Consider the following 16,536-nt stretch of genomic DNA (forward strand, 5'->3'; position numbering starts at 1 on the left):
TGAACAGGGCTCTGACTTCCGTGATGTTGGCGGGTTGGTGCGGGTGCGATCCCGCACGCCGGATACCCGCAAACTAAGCAGCAGGCCCGAAAGCATCAAATCGGTGGGGAAGTTAGGTCGCTGGCTTAAAGCCGCATGCCGCCGACAACCGGCTTATCCGCATCGGCGCGAAGTTGGCCAACCACATCGGCGGGCTCGGCCTTCACTCTCGCAACCAGTGCCTCAGCATGGGTCGCTAGGCTCTGCTGAACATGCTCTAGTTTACGGGTCCAGGCGGGGTCTGGCTTGTGGACGGCAACAAGGCCCTCACCATAGCCAGCACTCTCACCGGTTGGTTGTGAGCTTTTGCTCTCGGCGAGATAGAGGAAGCTGTTGCGGGCCAGGCCGAGGAAGTGTCGCGCACTTGGGTCCATGGTATCGCCACTATCTTTCAAGACCTTGCCAATCTTCTCTGCCATCCGGGATGCAGCGAGATCGCCATCGGAGCCATCAAAATTCTTAACCAGCTTCTTTTCACCCAGGATGTAGCCCGCTGTTTCTAGGGCCAGGGTGTTGCCATCGGGGCGCCGTAGGAAGGCGCTGAATAGCCGGGCCATGCCAGTTGGTGCTGGAGTATCAATGTTCCAGTCAGTAGCCGTCGACTGCTCAGTCACCCGCTTTTGAACCAGGCCAGCCTCTTCTTGAAGGGCGCCTTTGAGTTCATCAAGTTTGGCAGCCCATTCGGGGTTCGGCGTTTTGTAGGTGCCGGCATAGCCCGTCATCGCCGCATGGCCGAAGCTCCCGGAATGGACGATGGCACCGGGCATCGTCTCAAGCTGGCTGAAGGCGCGGTGGGCATTGGTTAGGAAGGCGCGCACATGATTATCAAGCAGGCCGCCATTGCCGCTAAGCACTTGCTCGATCTTCCGGGCTTGTTTGCCAGCACTCTCTGACAGGAGGCCGCCATTCTCCGCGGATTTTAGTTTGCTAGTGCCCAGGATGAGGCCAGCGGTTTCCAACGTCACTTCGTTGGCGCCGGGCTGGCGCAGGAACTTCCCAAGCATCTCGCAATCTCCAATGGTTGGCGTATGGGCGCGTATATGCGCGACCCCGAAATTTGGGCCGAACCTACGCAGTGCTGTTGAAAGCGGAAACCGCTAATCAGGCGCAATTGCAGAGATGGTTATCAGATCTGGCCCATCTTGAGCGCGATCTTCATTGCAGGGTCGGTTTCCGCGACCTTCCCGAGAGCTGCGCGATCATCCCGATCATGTTCACGGCGAAGCTCAATCGCGTAGCGGTGGCTGAAGATGCGGGTTGCTTGCAGGTCGAGGCGTTCTTGCGCTGCTTCAAACGCGCGGTCACGACCGGCGGCGGTGGTCAATTCACCAATCTGGCCAAGCTGTTCACTGGCATCGCTAAGGAAGCGGCTCAACTCGCTGTCCATGCTGTGGCGGTTCGCATGAACAACCTTACCCAAGGTCTCCGACAGCGCTTTCGCCGCTGGTGCCACCGCATCGATGTCCCCGCCACCAAGCTTTGCGGTTCCTTTGACGAGACCAATGGTCTCAAGAGTGACAGCGTCAACAGCTGGAAGTTGATTATCAGCGGAACGTTGGAGATATGGCGAGAGCATGGTTGCCTCCGTGCGCATTATTATGATTGCCGGACGCTAATTTTCTTTATTGAAAGTGCAAACGATATCCGTCCCACTTGCCAATAGTTGCGTTAGGTGGCGGTTCCGCCGACGGTCAGGCCATCAATGCGCAGGGATGGTTGGCCAACCCCAACCGGCACCCATTGGCCGGACTTGCCGCAGTTACCGATACCGTCATCAAGTGCCAAATCATTGCCGATCATGGTGATCTGACGCATGGCCTCAGGACCATTGCCGATCAGGGTGGCGCCCTTTACGGCAGGGCCCAGCTTCCCATTCTCAATCAGATAGGCCTCGGTCGCGGAAAACACGAACTTGCCCGAGGTGATGTCCACTGAGCCACCGCCGAAATTGGCCGCGTAAATCCCGTGATCCACCGAGGCGATCATCTCTTCTTGGGTTTTATCGCCATTCAGCATGAAGGTATTGGTCATGCGTGGCATTGGGTTATGGGCATAGGATTGGCGGCGGCCGTTGCCAGTGGCGGGGACGCCCATCAGGCGGGCATTCATCCGGTCCTGCATGTAGCCAACAAGCTTGCCGTCCTCGATCAGTACATTGTGAGCTGATGGCGTACCCTCATCATCAATGGTGATGGAACCACGACGGTTGGCCATGGTGCCATCATCGACGACGGTAACGCCTTTGGAGGCGACCTGTTCACCCATCAGGCCGGCGAAGGTTGAGGTGGATTTCCGGTTAAAATCACCTTCCAGCCCATGGCCCACCGCCTCATGAAGCAGCACGCCCGGCCAACCAGCGCCAAGCACCACCGGGATCTCACCGGCAGGGCCAGCAACAGAGCTTAGGTTAACCAGCGCCATGCGCAGGGCCTCATCGACCGTAGTCTGCCAATAGGCTGGGTCCATCAGCTTGGCATAGGTGATACGGCCACCGCCGCCGAAATTACCGCTCTCTTGCCGGTCGCCTTCACCAACAATGATGCTGACATTCAGGCGGACTAAGGGGCGGATATCAGCGCTGCGTTGGCCGTCACCGCGCATAATCTCAACCGCAGACCAAGAACCAGCCAGGGTCGCAGAGACCTGGCGAACCCGGCTGTCCTTCGCACGGGCATAGGCGTCAATCTTGGCCAGCAGGTCGATTTTGTCAGCAAACTCAACCAGGGCCAGGGGGTTCTCGTCGGTATAAAGCGTGACTGATGGGGCAGCGGGCGCCACGGCTAGATGGGCGTTGCGGCCAGAATGAACCGATTGCACCGTATCCATGGCGCGCTTGATCGCGCCCTCCGATAGCTCGGTGGAGTGTGCATAGCCGAATCGATCCTCGGCAACCGAACGCAGGCCAAAGCCTTGATCGGTATCGTAGGTCGCGGATTTTACGCGCCCATCATCCCAGACGATGGCTTCTGACTGGCTGTACTGGAGGTAGAGCTCACCATCATCGGCGCCACGCAACGCATCGGCGACAAGCGCCTCAGCCCGTGCCTGATCAAGGCCGGTTTGGCTGTAGAAAAGATCGCTGGTGGTTTCGAGATGCGACATGGGGCCGTCCTGGTAAGCGGATGAAGGGTCGGTAGCGGTGGTTGCCGCCATCACATTACTTGATGTGGTAGCAAATCCCAGCCAAGCCATCCCACACTTTCTTTTTTGCGTTTTTGCCGGGGCGGCGCTAAGCCATCAATCATGGATGACAGCGCAAACCCACAGCCACAACCGGCGAATGATCGCCCACCCGCAACCCTGGCCCCCGAGGTTCCGACCCGGGCCGTGATGCGACCGGCAGAAACCGTTGAGGCAGAGGCCGTCTCGGAAGGGGCGAACCGATATCCGTTTCGTGATGTTCAGGGCCGTGCCGCCATGTTGGCCGCTGGTGATGTGCCCTTCGCACCGGGGCTAAGCGCGCCGGCGGCGGTTAGTCATTTTGCCACCGTTAGTGGTGATAGCCCGGTTGAGGCGGATCGCGAACATCTTGGTTGGCTTTGTTACAGCGTGGGCGCAAACCCACCCGCACCCGATGCGACCGAGCATGTGGTTGAGTTCAATGGCTGCTTGGTCCACTGGCGCTTTGATCGCGGTATCTCAACCTACACGGTTGTTCAACGCCAAGCTGAAGGTGGTGCCTTCGCTAGCCATGCGCTTGATGCCCTGCCAGAGGATTGGTTGACCGGCCTTAATGGTGAACGACTCTTCGGCTTGCACTTGTTCTTTGAAGAATCAACAGGGCCAGAGCGCAATCGTGCGGCCTTGGCGCGGTTATTTGGCCGTGATGATTATCTCGGCTGTGCCGTTGCCGGTGGTCGTGGCCAGCTTTGGGCCGATTGGCATGGTGATGCCGATGGTTTCCCGCGGATCCTGTTGCGCGATGCCGGGTTGGGTAGCCGTGAGGCGGGTCGGATGGTCGTTGAACTTATCCGCCTGGAGCATGCGCGGGTGATGAGTTTGGCGGCTCACAGCGCGCTTTTGCCGCTGGCGGGCCAGATGGCAGCCTGGGAACAACGCATGGCACCGGCACAGGGTGATTTGCTGCCTGATGCCGAAGCTGCCCAAACGGTGCGTGAGGGCCTCGCTGCCCATCACGCAGATCGCGCTGCCCTAGCCGCTGCCTTGGTCGATGGCGATGTGGCACAGGCCGCGCTTGCTGCCCTAGATACTCAACGCTTACCGGGCTTGATGTCACTGAGTGATTTCATTGGGCATACCCTCGCTGGGCTTACCCGTGATCTTAAGCAATGGTCTGCCCGCCTCGCTGTGCTGACTGAGAGCTTAGAACTTGCGTTGGCCCAATCGGCTGCCGAAGACCGCCAAAGACAGGCCGAGGCCATGCAGTTGCAGACGGCTGTCGCCGCCCGTACGGCGCAGGCCCAGGTTCAAAACCGCCGCCTAGTGCGGGTTTTGGGCCTTGCCGGATTGACCGCGATCTTTGCCTATCTGGGTCAATTGGTGGGTGAGGGGCTGGCCGCTGCCGGTATTGTCGGCGATGCAGGGCTAATCTCAATTACCGCTGTTCCGCTTGCGCTAATGGCCGCCTACGCCCTCTTGTTTATGGGCGGTAAAGGCCAGCGCTAGGGCCCAAAACTAACTTCACATCACCAATAAAGCAGCCCAGGGCAAAATGGCTCACCGCTTGCCCGTAGACCCTGTCTTGTTTTGTCGATAAAACAACGGCCAAATTCGGTTGTTGCATGATTATGCTGTGGCGATTGACCCCAGTTATGCCGCTGCCGTTAGTTGCTATATGTTAAGGCGTTCGAGGCACACTCTCGACATGCCTAAATCATTAACACCGCTCCTGAATGTGGGACCGTTCGATGCGTAAACTGATGTCCATGTTTCAACCCGCTGGGTTGGTAGCCGTTCTGTTTTTGGCAATTGGCCTCGCCTTTGGCGCGCCGGTTGTTGAGAGCGCCCTTGCTCAATCTGCGTCTGACCAGGTGGTTGGCGCGCCAGAGCCATGGCAGTTGAACTTCCAAGACGCAGCCTCTCCAGTGAAGGAGCAGGTCCACCAGTTCCACAACATGCTGCTGGTGATCATCACCGCGATTTCTGTCTTCGTGTTGGCGCTGCTGGCCTATGTCATCATTCGCTACAACGAGAAGATGAACCCAGAGCCGTCTAAGACTTCTCACAACACGCTGATTGAGGTTATCTGGACCGCCGTGCCGGTCATGATCCTGATTGTGATTGTCGTCCCTTCCTTCTCGCTCCTTTACTATATGGACCGCACGCCAGACGCTGATTTGACCATTAAAACAACTGGTTACCAGTGGTATTGGACATACGAGTATCCAGATTACAAAGATCTGGAGTTCACCTCGATCATGCTTCAGGAAGACGAGCTTCAGCCTGGTCAACCGCGCCTGCTCGCCACTGATAACGATGTGGTTGTCCCGGTCGGTGCGAATGTCCGCCTGCTGATCACCGCCGCTGATGTCCTCCATGCCTGGGCAATGCCTGCCCTCGGTGTGAAGAAGGATGCGGTGCCTGGCCGTCTCAACGAAACCTGGTTCCGCGCTGACAAGCCCGGCATGTATTACGGCCAGTGCTCAGAGATTTGCGGTGAGGGTCATGGGTTCATGCCGATTTCCCTCCGCGCTGTGCCTATGGCTGAGTTTGAGGCCTGGGTCGAAGAGATGGGTGGTGAGGCGATCACCGCGGCAATTGAGCCGCGACGTTTAGCCGAGGCTGCCGTTTCCGCTGAGTGACCTAGATTATCGTTTAAGCGCCGGTTCGCTGGCGATTTGTAAGACCTTGCAAGACTAGCAATTGCGTTGAATTGAGGAATTTCCATGCCGTCCGATCACGCCCTAGACGCCAACGTTGAGACTGGCCACGCCCACGAGCATCACGATCACAAGCCGGGTTTCTTTACCCGTTGGTTCTTGTCGACCAACCACAAAGATATTGGCACGCTCTACATCATCTTCTCGATTGTCGCCGGTGTGATTGGCGGTGCGTTCTCCGTAATCATGCGGATGGAGCTTGAAGAGCCTGGCTACCAAGTCATGACCTGGCTGTCGGAAGGTGGCCCCGGTCACATGTGGAACGTGATTATCACGGCCCACGGCCTCATCATGGTCTTCTTCGTGGTCATGCCCGGCCTGATTGGTGGGTTTGGTAACTGGTTTGTGCCGATCATGATTGGCGCCCCAGATATGGCGTTTCCTCGCCTCAACAACATTAGCTTCTGGCTGATTGTCCCGGCGTTTCTGTTGCTTTTGGGCTCGGCCTTTGTCGGTGGCGGGGCCGGTACCGGCTGGACAGTTTATCCGCCGCTATCGACAGCGGGGCACTTAGGAAACCCCTCAGTTGATATGGCGATTTTCGCGCTGCACTTAGCGGGCGCTTCGTCGATCCTTGGCGCGGTTAACTTCATCACCACGATCTTCAACATGCGTGCCCCTGGCATGACGCTGCACAAGATGCCGCTGTTTGCCTGGGCTATGCTGATCACTGCCTTCCTCCTGCTTCTGGCTGTGCCAGTGCTGGGTGGTGCGATCACCATGCTGTTGACCGACCGTAACTTCGGCACCTCATTCTTCGCCCCTGAGGGCGGCGGTGACCCACTGCTTTACCAGCACCTGTTCTGGTTCTTTGGGCACCCTGAGGTGTACATCATGATCCTGCCGGCCTTCGGCATTGTCAGCCACATCGTCTCGACCTTCTCGAAGAAGCCGATCTTCGGTTACCTCGGCATGGCGTACGCCATGGTGTCGATTGGTTTTATCGGCTTCATCGTGTGGGCGCACCACATGTATACCGCCGGCCTCGACGTCGACACGCGGGCTTACTTCACCGCGGCGACCCTGATCATTGCGGTACCGACGGGTGTGAAGATCTTCTCATGGATCGCTACCATGTGGGGCGGTTCCATGCGGTTTGATACCCCGATGCTGTTCGCCTTGGGCTTCATCTTCCTGTTCACCGTTGGTGGTGTGACTGGTGTGGTCCTGGCGAATGCCGGTATCGATACGGTTCTGCACGACACCTATTACGTCGTGGCGCACTTCCACTACGTCCTGTCCTTGGGTGCCGTCTTTGCCCTCTTCGCTGGCTACTACTACTGGATCGGCAAAATGTCCGGCCGTCAGTATCCAGAGCTGCTCGGTAAGATCCACTTCTGGACCACCTTTATCGGTGTGAACCTGCTGTTCTTCCCGCAGCACTTCCTGGGCCTCGCCGGCATGCCACGCCGTATTCCGGATTACCCAGATGCCTATGCGGGCTGGAACTACATTTCCTCCCTCGGTGCGTATATCGCCTTCGCGTCCAGCCTGCTGTTCGTGTGCATCGCGATCTACACCCAGTTCGCTGGTCGCCGCGTTGGTGCCAACTACTGGGGTGAGGGTGCGAAGACCCTGGAATGGTCATTGAGCTCACCACCACCATTCCACCAATTCGAGGTGCAGCCACGGGTTCGCTAAGGGCGGACCCGCTGACCCCAACCTGTGTGGAGCCATATTGGCCAGCCAATGACCGATATCAGTGTTCAAACACCCGGCAGTTTCGCGGCGGCAGGTGGTCTTAAAAAGACCCAGCCGCCGCAAGCCTCCGTTGGCGACTTCATTACCGTGTTGAAGCCTCGGGTCATGTCGCTGGTGGTGTTCACCGGTTTTGCCGGCCTGTTGGCCGCACCCGGCTCTATTCATCCGTTTTTGGCTGCGGTTGCTGTGCTTTGCATTGCCGTGGCTGCTGGTGCCGCTGGCGCCATCAACATGTGGTACGACCGCGATATCGATGCGGTGATGACCCGCACGTTGAAGCGACCAATTCCCCAAGGGCGAGTTGAGCCAGATACCGTACTCGCCTACGGGCTGATCTTAACCTTCTTCGCCGTTGCCATTATGGGGCTGGCGGTGAATTGGACGGCGGCGCTGCTCTTGGCCGGTGCCTCTGCCTTCTACGTCTTTATCTACACCATCTGGCTAAAGCGCCGGACGCCACAGAACATCGTTATTGGCGGTGCGGCTGGTGCGTTCCCACCGATGATTGGTTGGGCGGCGGTGACCGGTGATGTGTCACTGACGTCGATTGCGCTTTTCTGCACGATCTTCTTCTGGACCCCGCCGCATTTCTGGGCCCTGGCTCTGTTTAAGCGTGACGATTACGCCAGTGTCGGCATTCCCATGCTGCCTGTGGTGGCTGGTGAGGCCGAGACCAAGCGCCAGATGCTGCTCTATACCATCGTCTTGCTGCCGATCACCTTGGTGCCAGTGTTCCTTGGCAGCGCGGGCCTGATCTATGGCGCCGTTACGCTGACCCTGGGCCTTATGTTCATCAATCACAGCGTCACCGTGCTGCGTGAGGATTCTAAGAAGACCCAATACGCCGCCGCTAAGAAGATGTTCGCCTTCTCAATCCTGCATCTGGCGCTGATTTTTGCGGCCCTGATCGTTGATCGTCTATTGGCCAGCTTTGGCTTTGCGATCAATCTGCCTGGCTTGGGGGGCTGATAAATGAGCAGCCTTGAAGAGCGCCCAACCGCCGAACAACTTGGCCAGGAAGATGCCGACCGCCCCTTTGATGGGGAGTGGGTGAAATCCCGCCGGTCCGGTAATTGGGCCATTCTCGCCGTGCTGGTTGGCATTGGCTTGATGTTTTACTTCATCACCATCATCCGGATTGAAGAGGGGGCGAAGGCGCGCGAGCAGGCGGAAGCCCGCGCCGCGGCAGAGCAGGCGCTCGTCGAATCCTCAATCACCCAGCGTGAACGCAATGCCGATGATGTTGTTCTGACCCCAGCGCTTGAGGCGATTGCCGAAGACGCGGCAGCAGCCGTTGAAGGGGCAGAAAACAGTGGGGAGGCGGCACAATGACCGACCCTCGATTAGACCCCGCCTATCAGAAGCAGTTGGCGCGCAAGAATGCCCGGGTCATGCTGATCTGCAGCACCGTGGTCGCTGGTATGATCAGCCTCTCATTCGCTGCTGTGCCGCTTTACGAACTGTTCTGTCAGGTCACCGGCTTTGGTGGCACCACCCAGGTGGCTGAAGGGGAGCTGGATGCGAGTGAAGCAACCGGCCGTACCATCACGGTTCGCTTTAACGCCGACACCGATCCCCGCCTGCCCTGGCACTTTGATGCTGACCAGACCTCAATAGATGTTGAGATCGGCCGATCAAACCTGACCTATTATCGGATCGACAATAAGACCGCCCGCACCACTGCTGGCGTCGCCGCCTATAACGTCACGCCGCTCAAGGCTGGGAAGTACTTCCATAAGGTTCAGTGCTTCTGCTTCGATGAGCAGGTGCTGAAGGCCGGTGATGGCATGGACATGCCAGTGCTGTTCTATGTTGATCCAGAGATCCTAGAAGACCGGAAGATGGCGGATGTGGACACAATCACACTCTCCTACACCTTCTTTCCAGCAGATACCGGCGATCTGAACGAGCAGATCGGCGATTACTATGATAACCAGGGTGTGGCGGTACCAACAAAAGCCTCAACAGGGGCATCAACCGCGGCCGCACCTGCCGCAAACCAGCCGGATAAGGGACTAATCGATGGCTGATCCAGTCTACGAAATTGTTGAGGATGGCCCAGGCCACCCCTACCACATTGTTGAACCAAGCATTTGGCCGCTGTTAAGCGCGTTTGCTGGTGGCCTGCTGGCGACCGGCGCCGTCGTCTATATGCATAGCGGCAGCTGGCTTTGGCTGATCCTCGGCTTTGTTGCTGTCCTCGCCTGCATGGTCGGCTGGTGGCGCGATGTGATCCGGGAAGCAGTGGTTGAGAAAGCCCATACCGAGATCGCCAAGATTGGTCTGCGCTACGGCATGCTGTTGTTCATCGCCTCTGAGGTGATGTTCTTCGTCGCGTTCTTCTGGTCATACTTCAATGCGAGCCTGTTCCCGGTTGAGCAGGTGGGTAGTGTTTGGCCGCCAGTGGGCATTGAAACGGTTGACCCGTTCGATCTGCCACTGATGCTGACCCTGATCCTGCTGCTGTCTGGCTGCACAGTCACCTGGGCACACCACGCGATTATGGAAGGACATAAGAAGGAAGCGGTCCAGGGCCTGATCCTGACGGTCGTCCTTGGCGTGATCTTCACCGGCTTCCAGATTTATGAGTATGCGCACGTCCACTTTGGTTTCACCGATGGCGTGTACGCCTCTAACTTCTTCATGGCGACTGGCTTCCACGGCTTCCACGTCTTGATCGGCACGATCTTCCTGGCGGTTTGCTGGTGGCGCTTGACCAGTAATCAGTTCACCCCGAAGAGCCATTTTGGCTTTGAGGCGGCGGCTTGGTATTGGCACTTCGTCGATGTTGTCTGGCTGTTCCTGTTCGTCGCCATCTACTGGTGGGGCGCTTAAGCCAAATGCCTGGTCCACGACCGCATGAACCCGTTTGGTGGCAGGCGGGCCTCGCCTGCCGCTGCCCGGCTTGTGGTCATGGCCAGATTTTTGAGGGCTTCCTTAAAGTTCGTGATGCCTGCAGCGAATGCGGGTTTGAGCTTGGCAAGCATGACAGCGGCGATGGCCCCGCCTTCTTCGTTCTATTCCTGCTCTGCGCTGTGATCGCGCCCCTGGCGTTGATCGTAAACAGCATCATGCCGATGCCGGTTTGGCTGATCGGTTTGGTTTGGGGTGTTGTGATCATTCTCTCAACCCTGGCCCTACTGCGTCCGGCCTTTGGGTTGATGATTGGCGTTCAATACCGCTCCCGCGCGACCGGTAGCGATTGGGCCTTGCCACCTGAAGAAGAGCGCAAGGCACAGGCTGACAAGAAGACCGAAACCTCAACCGATGCCTAACTCTCTCAAGTCGTTTCGCCCGGGTCTTGCTATGACGGTGGCCGTGTTAACGGCGCTGCCGGTCCTGCTTGGTCTTGGTACCTGGCAGTTACAGCGATTGGCCTGGAAGACTGAGCTGATCGAGGTGGTCAATTCCCGCTCTGAAGCGCGGCCGGTGCCGTTGCCGCAAGCGGATGCCCTCAATGACAATTGGAACCACCGTGCCGTTAGTCTGAAGGGGCTATGGCTTGCCGGAACCGAACAATTCGTCCCGGCCAAAACCCATGACCGCGAGTTGGGTGAGTGGTTGCTGCAAGTTATGTCGCTTGAGGATGGTCGCTCTGTTTTGGTGAACCGGGGCTGGGTGCCGCTGTGCTGGCGGGAGGATACCTGCCGAGAGCCAGACCCAAGCAGTGAGCAAACGGTTGAAGGCATCCTACGCCTCGGCTTCCAGCGTGGCCCGCTTGTGCCTGAGAATGAGCCGGATGAGGCACGTTGGTTCTGGTTCGATATCCCAGCAATCGAGGCAACCCTCGATATTGGCCCATTGCTGCCAGTGGTTATCTTCGTGCACCCGGACACCGATGTGGATGGCGTGCCGCCGATCCCCCAAGTGCCGAGCCTTAGCCTCCGCAACCAGCATCTAAGCTACGCGCTGACTTGGTACAGCTTGGCCATTGTGATGCTGGGTGTGTATTTCGCCTTTGGTATGCGCCGTGGGCATAGTGACCGGCTTGAGGCCGCCCGTAAGGAAGATCAGGAATGACCACCGCCAATTATCAAGCCCTGGAAGATCACTTCGCCCGCCTAAACGATATCGGCAATGCCATGGGTGTTCTGAACTGGGACCGGGCGACCATGATGCCGGGCGGTGCGGCTGAGGATCGTGGCGCGCAACTCGCAACCCTCGGTGGTCTCGCTCATTCCATGCTGACCGACCCAAAGGTTGGCGATTGGCTTGAGGCCGCCACGGGTGAAGGCCTCGAAGGCTGGCAGCGCGCCAACCTGCGTGAGATGCAGCGCAAGCATCGGGATGCCACGGCTATCCCGCAGGATTTGGTCGAGGCTTTAAGCCGTGCCTGTACACGCTCAGAAATGCTGTGGCGTGAGGCCCGTCAGAAGGCCGACTTCGCCATGCTGCAACCAGCCCTGGAAGAGGTGCTGCGGCTAACAATTGAGAAGGCGCAGGCGAAGTCAGAACTTTTGGGCGTCGAGCCTTATGCCGCCCTGCTCGATAGCTTTGATCCCGGCCTTACCCCCGATGCGGTCGATGCCCTGTTTGAAGATCTGGGTGCGTTTCTGCCGGGTTTCCTGGGCGAGGTTCAGACGTATCAAGCATCCCAGCCAAAGCCGGAAACACCAGCCGGGCCATTCCCAACGGATAAGCAGCAGGCGCTTGGCCGTAAGCTGATGGCCGCTGCTGGCTTTAACTTTGACCAGGGGCGTTTGGATATCTCGACCCACCCATTCTGTGGCGGTGGTGGGCCAACCGATATCCGTATTACGACGCGCTATGATGAGGATGATTTCACCTCAGCCCTGATGGGCGTGATGCATGAGACCGGGCACGCGCTTTATGAGGCTGGCTTGCCAGCTGATTGGCAACGCCAACCCGTGGGCCAGGCGCGGGGCATGACCCTGCATGAAAGCCAATCCCTCCTAATCGAGATGCAGGCTTGCCGCAGCGATGCCTTCATGCGTTTCCTAGCGCCATTGGTGCGGGAAACCTTTGGTGCCGGTCCGGGTGATTGGTCCGCTGAGGCCCTGCATTGGCACTACACCCGCGTTAAGCCCGGCTTTATCCGTGTCGATGCGGATGAGGTGACCTATCCGGCCCATGTCATCCTGCGCTACCGGTTAGAGCGGAAGATGATTGCCGGGGATCTGGCTATCGCCGATCTGCCGGGGGCATGGAACGATGGGATGGAAGAGATGCTGGGCATTCGCCCGCCCAATGATGGGGTGGGCTGCCTGCAGGATATTCATTGGCCGGATGGTGCCTTTGGGTACTTCCCAACCTATACGCTGGGCGCCTTGACCGCGGCCCAACTCTTTGCCGCCATCCGCCGGGATGTGGCTAATCTGGACGACGCGCTGGCCGCTGGTGATTTTACTGGCTTGCTGGATTGGCTTTGCCAGCATATTCACGGGCAAGGCAGTGTTGATGGCACGATGGAGATCATCAAGGGTGCGACGGGTGAGAGCCTGAGCGCCGAGGCCTTCAAGACGCATTTGCGCACGCGTTACTTAAGCTAAAGGACCGGCGATAAGCGCCGGGGCAGATCGATGCATTACATCTCAACCCGGGGCCAGGCACCGCGGCTTAATTTCACCGACACCATGCTAACGGGCCTCGCCAGCGATGGCGGGCTTTACGTGCCTGAGAGCTGGCCGACCATGTCCGCCGATGAGCTGCGGGCCCTCGCCAACGCTTCCTATGCTGAGATTGCGGCGGCTGTTCTGTCTCGTTTTGTTGGTGAGACCATGTCGGCGGAAGAACTAGCCGAGGATATCGGGGCGGCCTATGGCAGCTTCCGGCATGAGGCAACGGTCCCGCTGAAGCAGCTGGGCGACAACACTTGGTTGCTTGAGCTGTTCCACGGCCCGACCCTGGCCTTTAAGGATGTGGCGCTGCAGCTGTTGGGTCGCTTCTTTGATCGTGAGCTTACCCGTCGCAATCGTCGGATTACGGTGGTTGGTGCCACCTCCGGTGATACCGGTTCCGCCGCGATTGAGGCGTGCCGGGACCTGTCGCGGGTTGATACCTTCATCCTGTTCCCTGAGGGGCGGGTGTCTGAGGTTCAGCGCCGCCAGATGACCACCGTGCCGGGTGAGCATATCCACGCAATTGCCATTCGTGGCAATTTCGATGACTGCCAGGATTTGGTGAAGGCGATGTTCGCCGATGTGCCGTTCCGCGATGCGGTTGGCCTCTCGGCTGTTAACTCGATCAACTGGGCCCGGATCATTGCCCAGACGGTCTATTACGTTTCAACCGCGCTGCGCCTTGGTGCACCGGATCGCGCGGTTGGTTTTGCCGTACCAACGGGCAATTTCGGCAATGTTTACGCCGCCTATGTTGCCCGGCAACTGGGCGTGCCGATTGAGCGGTTGATCATTGGCACCAACCGCAATGATGTGCTGGCCCGCTATTTTGAGAATGGCGAAATGCGCCTCTCAGCCGTTGAGCCAAGCCTGTCACCATCCATGGATATCCAGATTTCCAGCAACTTTGAGCGGTTGCTGTTTGAGATGCTGGGGCGCGATGGCGGCGCCGTCGATGGGATGATGAAAGGCTTGCGCAGTGATGGGGTGTTCAGCACTGGCGATAATGAGATGGCCTCGATTGCCAAGCTTTTCAGCGCCTACCGCGCCGATGACGCGCTGACCAAGGCCACCATCGCCGAGGTTTATGAGCAGACGGGCGAGGTGATCGACCCGCATACCGCCGCTGGCCTTGCCGCGGTTAAGCAATATCGGGCGGCTAAACCTGCTGATGACGTGCCGCTGGTGTCACTGGCCTGTGCCCATCCGGCGAAGTTCCCTGATGCCGTTCAGGCCGCAATTGATGTGAGCCCATCTTTGCCGCCACATCTGGCTGATTTACATGATCGTGAAGAGCGCATGACCGTGCTCGACAACGACCTGCAAATTGTTGAAGCTCACATTAAGGCGCGCAGCCGTGCCGCCGCTCTAAACGCCTCTTAACGGTGCCTATGTCTGATCCGAAAACTGAAATGCCCAATGACACGCTGAAGGTGACCCGTTTGCCGAATGGCGTTCGGATTATCTCCGATGAGATGCCGGGCCTCGCCACTGTCTCAGTTGGTATCTGGGTTGCCACCGGCGCGCGGTATGAGCCGGTCGCCCTCAACGGTGCCGCCCATATGCTGGAGCATATGGTGTTTAAGGGCACATCTAGCCGATCTGCGGTGCAGATTGCCTCAGAAGTTGAGGCGGTCGGCGGGCAAATGAATGCCTACACCACACGGGATACGACAGCGTTCTTCATCCGCCTGATGGCCGGTGATTTGCCAATGGCGGTTGATGTGTTGACCGACCTATTGCTGAACCCCGTATTGGACCAGGAAGAGCTGGACCGCGAGCGGCAGGTGATCATTCAGGAAATCGGCATGACCGAGGATACGCCGGATGATCTGATCCATGATCTGTTTCAGGCCACCGCCTATCCGGACCAGGCGCTGGGCCGCCCGATCTTAGGCAGCCGGGAAACCGTGCGCAGTATCAGCCGCGATGACCTGCGCGACTATCTGCAGAAAAACTATGCCGCTGGCCGTCTCGTCTTCTCCGCTGCTGGTGATGTTAATCATGAGCGGCTGGTTGAGATGGTGGCCGCCCGCCTTGGCGATCTACCAGCGCCTAAGGGCTATGACTGGGCACCCGCCAATTACCAGGGCGGTGACCACCGCCGCGCCGATGACCTTGAGCAGGTGCACATCCTGTTTGGCTTCGACGGTATTGGCCCACAGGATGATCTATTCCAGGCGAGCAATGTGCTTTCAACCCTGCTGGGTGGCGGCATGTCCTCCCGCCTGTTCCAAGAGGTGCGGGAGAAGCGAGGGCTCGTTTACTCCGTCTACAGTTTCGCGAGCCCATCAATCGATAGTGGCCTGTTTGGCATTTACGCCGGTACGGGCCCCGAACAGGTTGGTGAGTTGGTAAAGGTCACCTGCGATGAGTTGGTGAAACTGACCAATGATCTGAGTGAGGAAGAAATCCAACGCGCCAAGGCCCAGGCCCGCACGGGCCAGATGCTGGCGCTTGAGAATGCCATGGCCCGGGCTGATTTCTGGGCAAGCCAGATGCTGACCTTCGACCGGGTGATTTTGCCCGATGAAGTGCTGGCAGAGATTGATGCCGTCGACCATGACCAACTGGTTCAGCTGGTCCGTCGGATGCTGGGGAGCCCACTAACCCTAACGGCCTTGGGCCAGTTGGGTGGGCTGGAGGATTATGAGCACATCCAAGCCCGGCTCGCCGCCTGATCTAAGATATCAGAGCCCTGGCAGCGGTATGCTGTTGCGGTTCTTTGAGCGGATGCGGCCACAGCGCGCCGCCGATGACCCGCGGGATCGGGCCATCATTGGCCAGGGGCGTGTCTGCCTCGGCCCGCCGCAGCCAACGGACTATCAAGCCTGGGCCGATTTGCGTCGGGCCTCACGGGATAGCCTGCAGCCCTGGGAGCCGACCTGGCCGAATGATGCGCTAAGCCGTACCGGCTTTAGCCGTCGCATTACCCATCAATGCAATGAGTGGAATGCCGACCGCGCCTATAATTTCCTGATCTGGCGGGTGGATGATGGCGTCCTGCTTGGCGGGATGGCGTTGAGCAATATCCGCCGTGGTGTGGCCCAGGCTGGAACCCTGGGTTACTGGATTGGCGCTGCCCACCGTCAGCAGGGCTATATGGGCGAGGCATTATCGGCCACGCTCAAATTCGGCTTTGACGAGTTGGATTTAAACCGGCTGGAGGCTGCCACTCTGGTTGAAAACGAACCCAGTCGTCGCCTACTGGGCAGCGCTGGGTTCAATGAAGAGGGGCTGGCCGCCGAATACCTGAAGATAAACGGACAATGGGCCGATCATGTCCTCTACGGGCTAACCAGGCGAAGCTGGTCACCAACCGACCAAAGCGCCGAAACCGACGAGCCTGATTTCATTTAGGCCCCGGCTGTTTTCTG

Annotated in this window: 16 protein-coding genes; 13 read left to right on the top strand and 3 right to left on the bottom strand. The window is 58.5% G+C overall.

Annotation, left to right across the window (positions count from 1 at the left end; translation table 11 throughout):
• Positions 1 to 125: 125 nt before the first annotated feature.
• The 3 genes from KI792_08120 to tldD all read right to left on the bottom strand — a co-directional run bounded on the left by KI792_08120 (position 126) and on the right by tldD (position 3,141).
• Complete coding sequence (locus KI792_08120) at positions 126 to 1,043, bottom strand: hypothetical protein (protein MBV6632981.1); 918 nt, start codon at positions 1,041 to 1,043, stop codon at positions 126 to 128.
• 122 nt (positions 1,044 to 1,165) lie between these two features.
• Entirely contained in the window at positions 1,166 to 1,615 is a 450-nt protein-coding gene (locus KI792_08125; protein MBV6632982.1) for a hypothetical protein, read from the bottom strand.
• 92 nt (positions 1,616 to 1,707) lie between these two features.
• Entirely contained in the window at positions 1,708 to 3,141 is a 1,434-nt protein-coding gene (gene tldD, locus KI792_08130) for a metalloprotease TldD (protein MBV6632983.1), read from the bottom strand.
• 141 nt (positions 3,142 to 3,282) lie between these two features.
• On the opposite strand from tldD, the gene KI792_08135 reads away from it, so the two are divergent.
• The 13 genes from KI792_08135 (at position 3,283) to KI792_08195 (ending at position 16,519) form a co-directional block, all read left to right on the top strand.
• Positions 3,283 to 4,665: a DUF3422 family protein gene (locus tag KI792_08135; protein MBV6632984.1), complete on the top strand. Its 1,383-nt coding sequence runs from the start codon at positions 3,283 to 3,285 to the stop codon at positions 4,663 to 4,665.
• Positions 4,666 to 4,925: 260 nt separating this feature from the next.
• Positions 4,926 to 5,801, top strand: a complete 876-nt coding sequence (gene coxB / locus KI792_08140) for a cytochrome c oxidase subunit II (GenBank protein ID MBV6632985.1) — start codon at positions 4,926 to 4,928, stop codon at positions 5,799 to 5,801.
• Between the two features lie 84 nt (positions 5,802 to 5,885).
• Positions 5,886 to 7,520: a cytochrome c oxidase subunit I gene (gene ctaD, locus KI792_08145; GenBank protein ID MBV6632986.1), complete on the top strand. Its 1,635-nt coding sequence runs from the start codon at positions 5,886 to 5,888 to the stop codon at positions 7,518 to 7,520.
• A 48-nt stretch (positions 7,521 to 7,568) separates the two neighbouring features.
• The gene (locus KI792_08150; protein MBV6632987.1) at positions 7,569 to 8,549 is read left to right on the top strand and encodes a heme o synthase; all 981 of its coding nucleotides are present in this window, start codon (positions 7,569 to 7,571) and stop codon (positions 8,547 to 8,549) included.
• A 3-nt stretch (positions 8,550 to 8,552) separates the two neighbouring features.
• Entirely contained in the window at positions 8,553 to 8,912 is a 360-nt protein-coding gene (locus KI792_08155; protein ID MBV6632988.1) for a hypothetical protein, read from the top strand.
• The gene (locus KI792_08160; protein ID MBV6632989.1) at positions 8,909 to 9,610 is read left to right on the top strand and encodes a cytochrome c oxidase assembly protein; all 702 of its coding nucleotides are present in this window, start codon (positions 8,909 to 8,911) and stop codon (positions 9,608 to 9,610) included. The genes KI792_08155 and KI792_08160 overlap by 4 nt, the downstream gene beginning before the upstream one ends.
• A complete protein-coding gene (locus KI792_08165) occupies positions 9,603 to 10,415 on the top strand; it encodes a cytochrome c oxidase subunit 3 (GenBank protein ID MBV6632990.1) in 813 nt (270 codons plus the stop codon). The genes KI792_08160 and KI792_08165 overlap by 8 nt, the downstream gene beginning before the upstream one ends.
• 5 nt (positions 10,416 to 10,420) lie before the next feature.
• A complete protein-coding gene (locus KI792_08170) occupies positions 10,421 to 10,855 on the top strand; it encodes a DUF983 domain-containing protein (GenBank protein MBV6632991.1) in 435 nt (144 codons plus the stop codon).
• Positions 10,848 to 11,600, top strand: coding sequence for an SURF1 family protein (locus KI792_08175; protein MBV6632992.1), 753 nt, complete (start codon positions 10,848 to 10,850; stop codon positions 11,598 to 11,600). The genes KI792_08170 and KI792_08175 overlap by 8 nt, the downstream gene beginning before the upstream one ends.
• A complete protein-coding gene (locus KI792_08180) occupies positions 11,597 to 13,090 on the top strand; it encodes a carboxypeptidase M32 (GenBank protein ID MBV6632993.1) in 1,494 nt (497 codons plus the stop codon). Before KI792_08175 ends, KI792_08180 begins: the two co-directional genes overlap by 4 nt.
• A gap of 30 nt (positions 13,091 to 13,120) precedes the next feature.
• On the top strand, positions 13,121 to 14,542 hold the full coding sequence (locus KI792_08185; GenBank protein ID MBV6632994.1) for a threonine synthase: 1,422 nt from the start codon (positions 13,121 to 13,123) through the stop codon (positions 14,540 to 14,542).
• Positions 14,543 to 14,571: 29 nt separating this feature from the next.
• On the top strand, positions 14,572 to 15,840 hold the full coding sequence (locus KI792_08190; protein MBV6632995.1) for an insulinase family protein: 1,269 nt from the start codon (positions 14,572 to 14,574) through the stop codon (positions 15,838 to 15,840).
• Positions 15,841 to 15,892: 52 nt separating this feature from the next.
• Positions 15,893 to 16,519, top strand: coding sequence for a GNAT family N-acetyltransferase (locus KI792_08195; GenBank protein MBV6632996.1), 627 nt, complete (start codon positions 15,893 to 15,895; stop codon positions 16,517 to 16,519).
• Positions 16,520 to 16,536: the final 17 nt, after the last annotated feature.

This window comes from Alphaproteobacteria bacterium SS10 (assembly GCA_019192455.1).
Lineage (GTDB): Bacteria > Pseudomonadota > Alphaproteobacteria > TMED2 > TMED2 > TMED2.